Origin of the sequence: Microbispora triticiradicis, from assembly GCF_005864065.1 — a bacterium.
Classification (GTDB): Bacteria; Actinomycetota; Actinomycetes; order Streptosporangiales; family Streptosporangiaceae; genus Microbispora; species Microbispora triticiradicis.
On record NZ_VANP01000010.1, the window covers coordinates 28,563 to 41,077 of the forward strand.

Here is a 12,515-nt window from a genome sequence, read left to right on the forward strand (position 1 = left end):
GACCTTTCTCTCGAACATCGACAGGCCGCCTACACGAGCTGATCTTCGACCCCGCTCACGACTACCGCCCCAGAACAAGCAGAAACCCCCAACCCGTTGAGTTTGGGGGTTTCTGGAGTCCTGAGACATCACATTAGCTACGTAGGCATCCACCTACGAACAGATGTCTCGGCCTGAGGGATCAAGATCTCGATCTGCAGCTGCGGCCCGACCGATCATGAGTCACGTCTTCCTTTCCAGACCCTCCGACCGATCGAAAGCATCGATATCAATGCGACGACCACCGCAGTGCCGATTGCTGACCGAAGACCCAGAAGCAGGCCGGACACCGTAACTATGATGATATAAAACGCCGCAAAGATGGCAACCTCGACGAAAATCCCTTGCCTTCCCTTTGAATCCATAGGACCTCGCTCAACTGCGTTCTACCATGGCCTTCTGCGACGGACAGGAGATGAGTCGAAAGGGTTCCGCCAATGTCCAGCATTGAACCCCTCCGACCGCTCATGGCGGCCGACCGGCTGAACAGCGTTGACGGAATCGACAAGACGCGTGGACCGCCCAGCCACTCCATGTCGCCGGGCAGGCCCACTTCGTCTCACAGAAAGTCGATCAGGGTTACTTATATACCCCTCTCCTCTTGAGATCCGCCCGGATCTTTGCATCCATCAGAGCCCACTGCGCCAGAAGCCAGGTGAGAAACTGAATGGCCCGGGCGGCCTGCCTTCCGTGACGATTCAAAAAGTTGATCATGCCCCGCAACGCCTTGGGAATCGCTTTGAGAATCTTCGGAACCAGCCTCCCCGCTGACGGCACAAGTCCCCCCGCCAGACCGACAACAAAGGCGATGATGACGTTTTTGGTGTTCCAGCCGTTGGCGACCCATTCATATACCGCATTCCCGACACCGCCCGCGAGCATATCGCACGCCGGCCCCAACGCCCTCAGGAAGGGAACCGAACTGCACGCTGCCCAAGCAACACCCCCAGCAGCCACACTTGCGGCCAGCGCTACCCACCAGGGAGCATTGCCGTCGAGGTCGATACAATTGATCGGATCGGCATTGCAGTAATCATATGGATTTGCGCTGCCCCCTTCGACGGGGTCGATCTGGAGGAATCGGCTGGTGGCGGGGTTGTAGAGGCGGACGCCCATGAGGACGATGTCGCCGACGGTGTCGCTGGCTCGTTGGGCGCCTCCCAGCCATTCGTAGCGGTCACTCGTGTTGGTCGCACGGTCGAGGCCATATTCGGTCTGTTCGGTGTAATTGTCCACACCCGTGGCGCTACTGCTATCGGCGCAGGTGGCGACCACATCTCCGTGCAGGTTGGTGAGCTGCAGCGTCAGCGTGCCACCGCTGGTCTGCGTGGCCGACAGGCCGGTGAACGCCGCGACGTTGCGGGTCCAGCTGCCGTTGGCCTCGCCGATCCAGGCCGGCGAGTCGCCGCCACCGGCGTAGTGGTTGGTCTGGGTGCCGGCCGAGGACGTGGTCTGGCGAATGCGGCCGAGCGGGTCGAGAGTAAAGGTCTTGGTCGTGGACGCCTGGGTGAGCGTCCTGACCATGTCGCCCGCGTAGTAGCCGGCCGTGACCGCCGCGCCGTTGGCCGTTGACGTGGCCGGGACGGTGGTGGTGCGGCCGAACGCGTCGTAGGAGTACCCCGTGTCGGTGATCCGGTCGGCCGAGTCGAAGGTGTGCGTTGCGGTCGTCGGCGTTGTCGATGTGGAGCACGACCCGTCGTCAGCCGCCGGATAGCTCGCCTGGGACGTGCGGTTGGTGTTCACGTCGAACCCGTAGGTGCGGGTCTCGCACGACAGGTTGTAGGTGTCGGCGACCTTCGTCAGGCGCCCGGCGGTGTCGTAGGTGTAGCGCTGCAGGCTGCCGTTCGGCCCCGCCGTCTCCACCGTCCGGCCGTCGGCATCGGGGATGGCGGTGAACGCCAGCCACGTCGTGCCCGACTTGGCGTAGGCCAGGCCCGTCTGCTTGCCCGTGTCGTCCCATGTGCTGGCGGCGGTCAACCCGTTCGGGTACACCTGCTTGACCAGGCGGCCGGCAGCATCGAAAGCGGCCGCGAACGAACCGATCGTGGAGACCGCGATTCCCGTGGGCAGGCCACGGCGTTCAGCCTTCCCGGCGGCGTCGGTGCCGTCGTAGGCGTAGGTGTAGGTGCCCTTGCCGTCGTTCACTGTGGCGACCCGGCCCGCCGTGTCGAACGTCGTGACAGCGGTGCTGCCATCCGCGTCGGTGGTCGAGTAGGCCCGGCCCAGCGCGTCGTAGGCGGTCGTGACCGAGACCCCGCCCGCGGTGACCCCGGTCTGCAGGCCGGTCGCGTTGTCATAGGTGTAGGTGCGGTCCGGCAGCGCCGTGCTGCCGACACCGGTCTCGGTCAGGCTGGTCTGGCTCGTGCGGCCAGCGGCATCGACCGAGACCGTCGATGTCCGCGTCGCGGACCCCGACGTCTCCACGGTCTGGGCGGTCTGGCCCCAGTAGCCGTAGGTGACGGTGGTGACGGGCAGGCTGCCGCCGCTGGAGGGGTTGGCGGCGGCGGCTGTGCGGCACACGAGCCCAACCCACTGCGGCTTGCCGCCGCAGGACGGGTACGTGGAGTTGGCGGCGGCGGTGTAGTACGTCGTCCTGGTCGTGCCCGCGTCCGAGCCGGACGAGGACGGCATGCGCCGCTCGATTTCCCTGCCGGCGTCGTCGTAGCGGGTCTTGCGGACGATGTCGGTCCCGCCCACGACGGTGGTCTTTTGACTGGTCGGCTGGAAGAGGTCCCAGCCGGAGGGGTCGCCGGAGATTATTGGGTCGTAGCCGATCTTCTCGGTGTGGGTGTCGGCCGCGGCGACGGTGCCGGCGCCGTTGACGACGAGAGGTTTCACCGTCGTGGTGGTCACGAGGTGATAGTCGATATCGGGGTCGGGCTTGCCCTCGTCGTAGCTGTAGCCGGTGTGCTGCCGGGCTGAGGCCAGCGTGCCATCAGCGAGCATCACCTGGTGGGTGGGGCCGTCGCTGGTCAGGACGTCCCCGTCGTCGTTGTACGCCGTGAGGTTCGCCAGCAGATCGGCGCGCTCGGCCGTGCTGACGCGCCCGGCCACGTAGGCGTCCGTCGAGGACGTCGGTGCCAGGGCCTCGGCACGGTTGCCCGCGCTCAGGTCCCAGATGGTGTTGCCGTTGTCGTCGTACCGCGTCGCCGAGACCTGCCAAGCGCCCGCGCCGTACGTCGCTGTGTTGACGGCACGGCCGTTGACGTCCATGTACGTCAGCACCGCGTACGGGTAGTCGCCGGAGGCGGGGGCGTAGGAGCCGTCACCGGCCTGCGGAGGCACCCGCCAGGCAGGGAAGACCGCGGTGCCGGTGCGGGGCAGGTCGGTCGTCTGCGACCAGGTCGCGGCGGTGGCGCCGGTAACGTCGACCGGTGAGTTGATCGGCACCCCGTACGACACTGCCTGGACGATGTCGGTGGCGCCGGCCTCGCGCTGGACGTCCGCCAGGCGGCCGGAGGTGTCGTAGTCCATCCGCCAGGGGTTGAGCCCCGGCGGGGTGACCTGCGAGATCCGTCCCGCGCCGTCGTAGTAGTAGGTGAGGGTCAAATTGGTGCGGGGATCGGTCACCGTGCGCAGGTGCCCGGTGGAGTCGTAGGTGTACGTGGCGAGGGAGGTGGTCTTCATCGCCGAGGTGCCGGGGTCGTAGGCGGTGTAGGAGATGGACTTGACCAGGCCGGTGTAGTCGCCCCAGCCGCTGGACACGCCGCTCGCCGTGGTGCTCGCGGCGTAGGTGATGTCGAGCGTCTTACAGCCGGCGACCAGGGTGGTGCAGGTGACCCCGGCGGGGACGGGGGCGAGCATCCGGCTGACCCGTCCGGAGGCGTCGTAGGTGTAGGCGGTGGTGTTCTCGGCGCCCGCCTCGTCGATCAGCGTGACCGTCCACGCGCCGCCCGTGAGGGTGAAGACGGTTTTGGTGCCCGCCGCGTCGGTGTGGGTGAACTGGGTGGCCGAGTCCTTGGTCACCGTGGAGCCGTCGGAGGCGTCGGAGATGCCCTTGTAGGTACCGTCCGATTGCACCGTGTAGGTCTCGGTCGAGCCGTCGGTGCCGGTGAACAGCACGTACCCGGCGCCGGAGTGGTCCTCGAACCTCATTCCCGACACGCTGGAGGCCCCACCGGGGAAGGACGCGGTCCAGCCGGGGCCGAAGACCCCCGCGGCGCCGGTCGCCGAGGCGGGAGCCAGGGTGGTGTGTCCGCGCGAGACCGACAACCCGAACGCCGATACATCCGGGGCGGAGACCGAGTAGTCGCCGGTCAGCAGGGAGACCGTGCCCGGGCCCAGTTGCTGGGTGGCGTAGGAGGAGCCGAAGGCGGCCCGCTCCAGGGTGAACTCGCGTGCGTCGGAGCACGCCTCGCCGGAGGTCTTGACGAAGCAGGCCCGCACCTGCACCGGGCCGTCACCCCGGCCGGCCGCGGCCATCGTCGCGGCGACGTCCCAGTACAGCGAGCCGAAGACCGCGCTGGTTCCCGTGGTCACGGTGGTGTACGGCCAGCCGGAGATCGGGGTCGCCGACCCCGGCACGGTGACGTGCGTGGTCGGGATCGCCGCCCACGTTCCGGAGCCGCTGACGTCGGCCTTGTATTCGTACCGGACCCCGGTGGCGCCGGGGGCGGCCCGGGATCCCAGCGTGACAGCGGCCTGGGTGCGGTCCCCGGCGAGCGGCGCGGTGACCTCACCGGCCCCCACGCCGAAGCTGTAGGTGGTCACCGTGGAGGTGCGCAGGGCCATGTCGCGGGCCTTGACCGACAGCGTGTGCCAGCCCTGGGCGGGGTCGATCGTGATCGTCTTGGCGTCGCCGCCGCCGTCGTTGTCCTCGACCAGGGTCGGCGCCGAGGCGTCGTCCAGACCCCAGTAGTAGCCCGCGCCGTCGGCGGAGGTGGTGTCGAGGGTGCAGGTCACCGGAGCGGACGCCTTCGCCGTCCACACGCCTGAGGCGTAGTCCGGGCAGGAGATCGTGGGCGCGGCCGGGGCGGTCATGTCGACGGTGAAGTACCGGTAGGAGGAGTAGTCGCGGGAGTAGTCGGTGCCGTCGTCGCCTCTGGCCCGCCACCGGTAGTGGTACCCGTCGACGAGCTTGCCCGACGGTACGGTCACCGTGCCCAGCTCGCCCTGCAGGATCCCGGTCACGCTGCCGGTCCACACGCTGCCGGTGCCCTCGGCCGGGTAGCTCGGGTCGTGTTCCAGGTAGAAGCTGATCGTCTCGGTGTCCCACTCCCCGTCCCCGACCATGCCGGTCATCGTCGGCGTGAGCGAGGTGACGAACGTGCCGCCGTTCGTGCCGCCCGCGCTGGGGTTGACGGTCAGGTGGTGCGGGACGGTCGGGTAGGAGTTCCACTGGATTGTCAGCCGCGGGCCGTCCGCGCCGACGGTGTTCTCTGAGGAGCGGTACATCCGCCAGTTGGTGGCCTGGGTCTCCGATACCGCCCGGACCTGCAGGCCGTAGTTCTCGGTCGGGTGGTCGGTCCAGTACTGGACGATGTCCTCGATCGACCACAGCATGTCGTGTTCCGGACAGCTGGAGTCGTACCCGTAGGCCTGGCTGGTGTTGTCCACCATCCCGGTCGTGGTCGAGGTCGGGTGGTTCGTCTGCGTCAGCGTGGACGACGACCAGGCGGAGGTGACCCGCTTGACCCGGATGCCCAGGCCGGCGGCCACGCCGCCGCAGGCGTTGGCCTTGTAGTTCGACAGGTACAGGTCGGCGTTCATGATGTGCTTGCTGATCAGGCCGCCGAGCTTGAACTGCAGATACGTGCGCGCGGTCTTCGTCCCCGACCCGAACCGGCCCACGTGCAGCCAGGTGGCCGAGGTCGCCGAGTTGGGGTAGTCGTCGGAGACGAACGTGTCGGTCTGCAGGGTCATCTGCATGTACGGGTCGATCGTCACCGGGTACGTCACGTCCGGCGCGTTCAGGAAGTCCATCGACGGCTTCAGCACCAGGACCGGGCCGTCGGAGCCCTTCTCGATCGCCGAGCCGACCTCCGACCTCCTGCCCGCGTCCGGTGAGTCGGCCGCCGCCGCGTCCCACATGTGCGGCGGCGGCGCGGCGGCGACCAGGTCACCCTTGCCCTTGCCGGCGTTGTCGACCAGTTTCAGCCGGTTTCTGGAGTCCTTGGACAGATCGGCTCCGGCCAGCTCGACCGGCAGCCGGATCTCCACCGGCGCGGTCGGCTTCTGCTTCAGCACCACGTAGTGCACGAACCCCCGGGGCTGCGCCTGCACCACCAGGTCCGCGCCGGGCGCGATGTCCGCCCACGTCGCGGTGTTGCCCGAGACCTGCGGTCTGCCCAGCGCGGTCGCCCAGCGCACGCCGAACCGGTGCTCGTCCTTGCCCGACCCCGTGACCAGTTCGGCCAGCGGGCCGCTGCCACCGGCCGAGATCTCCACCTGCGCCCCGGCCGCCGCCGCCTTCGGCTCCAGATGACCGTTCCGCTCCACCAAAGTGGTGTCGACCGGCGTCCACGCGCCGTTCTGCTTCACCCGCACCGGACCCGCGAAGATCTCCGTCCTCGCCGAGCCGTCCGGCAGATAGACCGTCGTCGAGTCCTCCGTACGCGCCGACAGGTCCTCGACCGGAGAGTTCTGCAACCGTGCCGACAGCGCCGCCGACGTCGCGTCCGGACGGTCGGAGACCGGAGCCGGGGGTGCCGGCGCCGCCTTGGCCACCGGCGCGGCGACCGCGGACGGCGGAACCACGAGCGTGGCCGCCACCGTGGCCAGACCGGCGACCAACGCCGTGAGCCGTGTTCGTCGCTTCACCTGCCGATTCCGAGCGGTGACAGCGAACATCTGCCGAAGAGGGGGGATCATATCGACGCTCCACAGGCCGGGGGCATACGCGCCCGACGCTACGGATCATCGACATACAGCCGACACATTTTCGACCTACGTCACCTATCCCGCCTCCGTTACAGCCATGGGCGGAGCCAGAGCTCATCGGCACCGTGCACGAAACGACGTCAAGTGTGCAGAAAAAGACAAGACACTTATGCCCGTTCCTTGCATGCTGATTCCAGCGGACACCGGGGAAGCCGTCGAAGCGAAAACCGCTCACCAGCCGCCATGCGCGAGGGGGACCGTGCTGTACGCGCTGCTTGGACCGTTCCTGGCCTTCGACGTTCAGGGCGAGGTCATCGCGGAGCTCACGCCGAGGCAGCGGCAGCTCCTGGCGTTACTCCTGCTCAACGTGAACATCGTCATGCATCGTGACAGGCTGGTCGACCTGCTGTGGAACGGTCGTCCGCCCGACTCCGCCCGCCGCAACCTCACCACCTACATCGCGCGCCTGCGCCGCCTGCTCTCCCCTCGCGAACCGGCGAACTCCGCGCTGCGGACGGTCGGCAGCGGCTATGTCCTTTCCGCACCCTCGGACTCCGTGGATGTCGACAAGTTCAATTACCTGACAATGCACGGAAGAACGGCCCGGGACAGGCGCGATTACCACGATGCGGCCGAACTGCTGGGCGGCGCCCTGCGGTTGTGGCGGGGCGACGCCCTGCTCGATGTCAGGCGCGTCGACGCACTCGCGGTGTGGGCCGATCGGCTCGACGAGGACCGGCGCACCGTCACCGAGGACCTGTTCGACGTACGGCTGGCAGCCGGGCAGCACCACGAGATCGTCAGCGCCCTGGCCCAGTGGGCGTCGACGCACCCGCTGCGTGAACGCCCTCACCGGCAGCTCATGCTCGCCCTGCACAGATCCGGTCGCACTCATGAGGCGTCCATGGCCTACCAGCGCCTTCACCGGACTCTCGTCGACCAGATGGGCGCCGGGCCCGCTCCCGGCACGCGGACCCTCCACCAGCGAATCCTGGCCGGCGACCCGGAGATCGGCCGGTCCCTCGCCTACGTGTCCACAGCCGGCTGAAGCACCACGCGTCCGTCCCCGGTCCGGCCGGCGAGGAACTGGAACAGCTTGACCAGTGTGAGCGCCGTGACCCCGGCCCTCAGCGGCAGGTCGAGGGCGGCACCGAGCGCGCGCAGACACGTGGCGCCCGCGTCGGCCATTCCCGCCGTCAGCATCAGGGCCCGATGAAGCGCCGCGAGGGTCGCCGCGAGCACGAGCGCTACGGCGACGGGAGGTCCGGGAGGGCGGCCTCGTGGGACCGGGTGGCCGGGCGTTCGTCCGGCCCGGCAGTCATCGCCCGGTGGGGATCCCGCTTGCTGCCTTTTGCACCGCCTCACGGCGAATCCCGATGATGTAACCGATTTCATAACATGCACGTGCATGTTCGCTGGGCATTCATGACTTTACGGAACGCAATGCCGAGTGGCCGGCAACACATCTACGGGCGGCCGGAAAACGCGTAATTTTGACGAATGAAGGCGGGGAGAGATATCGTCAAACGCCGATCAAAGCCGCCGTCGTCGGCGCGTTCACGCTGCCTTGCGCGAGGGGAACCGTGTTATACGCCGTGCTCGGACCGTTTTCGGCCATGAACGACCGAGGAGACGCCATCGCCGGCCTCGCCGCGAGACATCGGCAGCTCCTGGCGCTGCTCGTCCTTAATGCGAATATCGCGCTGCACCGGGACCAGCTCACCGCACTACTGTGGAATGGCCGTCCCACTATTTCGGCGCCGCGCAATCTTACCACCTACGTCGCCCAGGTGCGGCGGCGGCTCTCCCCCCGCGACCCCGGCCTTTCTCCGGTCCGTACGGTGAAGGGCGGATACCTTCTTTCCGTCCGACCGGGGTCCGTGGACGTTGCAGAATTCAACCAATGGGTGGCGCAGGGCAGAATCGCTCGCGAGAATGGCGATTACCACAATGCGGTGCGGTTGTTCGAGAACGCGCTGAGCCTGTGGCGGGGCGACGCCCTCCTCGATGTGCGGCAGGTCGACGGGCTCCGCGTGTGGGCCGAACGGCTCGACGAGGATCGGCGGGCGGCGACCGAGGACCTCTTCGACGTACGGCTGGCGCTCGGGCACCACCGCGAGATCGTCGGCGGCCTGGCCCAGTGGGCCACCCGGCATCCGCTGCGCGAACGCCCCCACCGGCAGCTCATGCTGGCCCTGCACCGGTCGGGCCGGACCCATGACGCCTTCGCCTCCTACCAGCGGCTGCGTCGCACCCTGGTCGACCGCCTCGGCACCGAGCCGTCCCCCGACACCCAGGCCCTCCACCAGCGGATCCTCACCGGCGACGCCTTGAGCGCCTTTCCCGCCCGTAGCCGCACGACTCCCAGAGGCATCACCCCTAGCGCGAACTAGGCACCTGAAAGCGGGCGACCCGGCAGGTTACGGGGACGGCGGCGAACCACTAGGCTGGCAGCGCACCGATCATCCCGTGCGGGAGAGCGTCCTGGCAGCCGGTCAGGGCCCCTGAAGGAGCAAGCCCTCCCCGCGAACCTCTCAAGGCAAAGGACCGCACGGGCCAGGTGACCTCTGGAAAGAAGGCCGCGAGGCCTCGCCGAAGGTGAAAGTCCGGCAAAGATCGGACGAAGCTCTCAGGCGCCGATGACAGAGGGGGAGGATGCCCGGTAGTTCAGTGCAGCATCCGTCCTTTCCGAGGTCCGCATGTCCCGATCCACCCCGCTCCGCGGGGTACACGAACGCCTTGGCGCGACCCTGACCGACTTCGCCGGATGGCAGATGCCGTTGCGGTACGGCAGCGAGTCGGCCGAGCACAACGCGGTGCGCACGGCCGCGGGCCTGTTCGACCTGTCCCACATGGGGGAGATCTTCGTCACCGGCCCGCAGGCGGGCGAGGCGCTCGACCACGCCCTGGTGGGCCACCTCAGCATCCTCGCTCCCGGCCGCGCCCGCTACACGATGATCGTGGACGAGGACGGCGGCATCCTCGACGACCTCATCGTCTACCGCCTCGACGAGGACCGGTACATGGTCGTCGCCAACGCCTCCAACTACGCCGTCGTGGCACGTGAACTGGCCGCCCGGTCCGAGGGGTACGACGCGCGGGTGACGGACCGGTCCGACGAGTACGCGCTGGTGGCCGTGCAGGGGCCACGTGCCGCCGAGATCCTGCGCGGGCTGACCGACGCGGACGTCGACGGCCTGAAGTACTACGCCATCCTCCCCGGTGTCGTCGCCGGCGCGCCCGCCCTGATCGCGCGGACGGGCTACACGGGCGAGGACGGCTTCGAGCTGTTCGTCCTCAACGAGCACGCCGTACCCCTGTGGGACGCGCTCGGCGAGGCGGGCCGTGATCTCGGGCTCGTCCCCGCGGGGCTGTCGGCCCGCGACACGCTGCGCCTGGAGGCCGGCATGCCGCTGTACGGCAACGAGCTGACCTCCTCGGCCACCCCGTTCGACGCCGGCCTCGGGCGGGTCGTCCGCTTCGACAAGCCGGGCGACTTCGTGGGCCGGTCCGCCCTGGAACGGGCCGCGCAGAACGGCGCCACGCGCCGACTGGTCGGGCTGGTGGCCCGCGGCCGCCGGGTGCCCCGCCACGGCTACCCCGTCACCCGGGAGGGCGCCGTCGTCGGCGAGGTGACCAGCGGCGCGCCGTCGCAGTCCCTCGGCAAGCCGATCGCCATGGCGTACGTCACCGAGGACGCCCTCCGCGAGGGCGGCCTGACGGTCGACATCCGGGGCAGCCATGAACCGGTCGACGTCGTCGATCTGCCTTTCTACAGGAGGAGCAAGTGAGCAGCATTCCCGAGGAGCTGAGCTACACCAAGGAGCACGAGTGGGTGGCCGGGATCGACGACGGCCTCACCGTGACGGTGGGCATCACGGAGTACGCCGCCGAGCAGCTCGGCGACGTGGTGTTCGTGCAGGTGCCGGAGGCGGGCACGACGGTGGCGGCCGGTGACGCGGTCGGCGAGGTCGAGTCGACCAAGTCGGTGAGCGACATCTTCGCCCCGGTCGGCGGCGAGATCGTCGAGATCAACTCCGCCGTCGTGGACGACCCCTCCCTGCTCAACACCGACCCATACGGCGACGGCTGGCTGTTCCGGGTGCGCGTGGAGGGGGAGCCGGAGGACCTGCTGTCCGCGGCGGAGTACGGCACCCTCACCTCCGGCGAGTCCTGACGGTCCCGGCCGCGCACGGGAAGGGCGACGATCAATGGCGATCAGCGTCTTCGACCTGTTCAAGGTGGGGATCGGGCCGTCCAGCTCGCACACGGGCGGCCCGATGGCCGCGGCGCACAGGTTCGCCCGCGGGCTGCACGAGGACGGACTGCTGGAGAAGGTCACCCGGGTCGAGGCCGTCCTGTACGGCTCGCTCGGCCTGACCGGCAAGGGTCACGGCAGCGACAAGGCGGTCCTGCTCGGCCTGTCCGGCGACAAGCCCGAGCTGGTCGACGTCGACACCGTCGACGAACGGCTGGCCGCGATGCGGGCGAGCGGCACGGTGACGCTGCACGGCCTCCGGGAGATCCCGTTCGTCGTCGGCGAGCATCTCGTCTTCGAGCGCAAGGTGTCGCTCCCCCACCATCCGAACGGCATGCGGTTCACGGCGTACGCCGACGAGGCCGTGCTGCGCGAGAAGGTGTACTACTCGGTCGGCGGCGGCTTCGTGGTGGACGAGAACGCCACCGGCGCCGACCGGATCAAGCCCGACGACACGGTGCTGCCGTACCCCTTCACGACCGGGCGGGAACTGCTCGCGCACTGCGCGGAGACCGGCCTGTCGATCTCCGGGCTGATGATGGAGAACGAGCGGGCCTTCGGCCGCACGCCGGAGGAGATCCGGGCCCGCCTGCTGCACCTTTGGGCCGTCATGGCCGAGTGCGTGCGGCGCGGGACCACCCGCGAGGGCGTCCTGCCGGGCGGGCTCAAGGTAAGGCGCCGGGCGCACCAGCTCCACCGCAAGCTCCAGGGCGAGGCCGACGGGGCCGACCCGCTGCGGGCGATGGACTGGATCACGCTGTTCGCGCTGGCCGTGAACGAGGAGAACGCGGCGGGCGGCCGGGTCGTCACCGCTCCCACCAACGGCGCCGCCGGGATCATCCCGGCCGTCCTCTCCTACTACACGCGGTTCCTTCCCGGCGCCGGAGATGACGGCGTCGTCCGGTTCCTGCTCACTGCGGGCGCGATCGGCGTGCTGTTCAAGGAGAACGCCTCCATCTCCGGCGCGGAGGTCGGCTGCCAGGGCGAGGTCGGTTCCGCCTGCTCGATGGCCGCGGCGGGCCTCACCGAGGCCCTCGGCGGCACCCCCGAGCAGGTGGAGAACGCGGCGGAGATCGGCATCGAGCACAACCTCGGCCTGACGTGCGACCCCATCGGCGGCCTGGTCCAGATCCCGTGCATCGAGCGCAACGCCGTCGCCTCGATCAAGGCCGTGACCGCCGCGCGCATCGCGCTGCGCGGGGACGGCCGGCACTTCGTGCCGCTCGACAAGGCCATCAAGACGATGCGTGACACGGGCAGGGACATGCTCGACAAGTACAAGGAGACCTCGCGCGGCGGCCTCGCCGTCAACGTCATCGAGTGCTGATCCCCCTTCGCGGGCGCGGACGGCACGCCGGCGGACGCCCAATAAGGTGGTGATCTCGCCGACGAGGAGGAG

Annotated in this window: 7 protein-coding genes and 2 riboswitches; of the genes, 5 read left to right on the forward strand and 2 right to left on the reverse strand. The window is 68.8% G+C overall.

Annotated elements, in window-relative coordinates; genetic code table 11:
• Positions 1-618: 618 nt before the first annotated feature.
• Positions 619-6,798 carry a DNRLRE domain-containing protein gene (locus FED44_RS24235; protein ID WP_138462176.1) on the reverse strand — a complete coding sequence of 2,060 codons (6,180 nt, stop codon included), beginning with the start codon at positions 6,796-6,798 and terminating at the stop codon, positions 619-621.
• A 319-nt stretch (positions 6,799-7,117) separates the two neighbouring features.
• On the opposite strand from FED44_RS24235, the gene FED44_RS24240 reads away from it, so the two are divergent.
• Positions 7,118-7,906, forward strand: coding sequence for an AfsR/SARP family transcriptional regulator (locus tag FED44_RS24240; RefSeq protein WP_167521581.1), 789 nt, complete (start codon positions 7,118-7,120; stop codon positions 7,904-7,906).
• Here FED44_RS24240 and FED44_RS24245 read toward each other — a convergent pair.
• Positions 7,885-8,100 carry a hypothetical protein gene (locus FED44_RS24245; protein ID WP_111700050.1) on the reverse strand — a complete coding sequence of 72 codons (216 nt, stop codon included), beginning with the start codon at positions 8,098-8,100 and terminating at the stop codon, positions 7,885-7,887. The genes FED44_RS24240 and FED44_RS24245 overlap by 22 nt on opposite strands.
• Before the next feature lie 374 nt (positions 8,101-8,474).
• Between FED44_RS24245 and FED44_RS24250 the strand changes: the two genes are divergently transcribed.
• From FED44_RS24250 to FED44_RS24265, 4 genes are all read left to right on the forward strand, one after another.
• The gene (locus FED44_RS24250; RefSeq protein ID WP_138462178.1) at positions 8,475-9,251 is read left to right on the forward strand and encodes an AfsR/SARP family transcriptional regulator; all 777 of its coding nucleotides are present in this window, start codon (positions 8,475-8,477) and stop codon (positions 9,249-9,251) included.
• A gap of 69 nt (positions 9,252-9,320) precedes the next feature.
• A riboswitch (glycine riboswitch) is annotated at positions 9,321-9,418 on the forward strand.
• Positions 9,419-9,514, forward strand: a riboswitch (glycine riboswitch).
• A gap of 43 nt (positions 9,515-9,557) precedes the next feature.
• Positions 9,558-10,649, forward strand: a complete 1,092-nt coding sequence (gcvT, locus tag FED44_RS24255) for a glycine cleavage system aminomethyltransferase GcvT (protein ID WP_138462179.1) — start codon at positions 9,558-9,560, stop codon at positions 10,647-10,649.
• Positions 10,646-11,035, forward strand: coding sequence for a glycine cleavage system protein GcvH (gene gcvH, locus FED44_RS24260; RefSeq protein WP_111700047.1), 390 nt, complete (start codon positions 10,646-10,648; stop codon positions 11,033-11,035). The genes gcvT and gcvH overlap by 4 nt, the downstream gene beginning before the upstream one ends.
• Positions 11,036-11,069: 34 nt before the next feature.
• Entirely contained in the window at positions 11,070-12,443 is a 1,374-nt protein-coding gene (locus FED44_RS24265) for an L-serine ammonia-lyase (protein WP_111700046.1), read from the forward strand.
• Positions 12,444-12,515 lie beyond the last annotated feature (72 nt).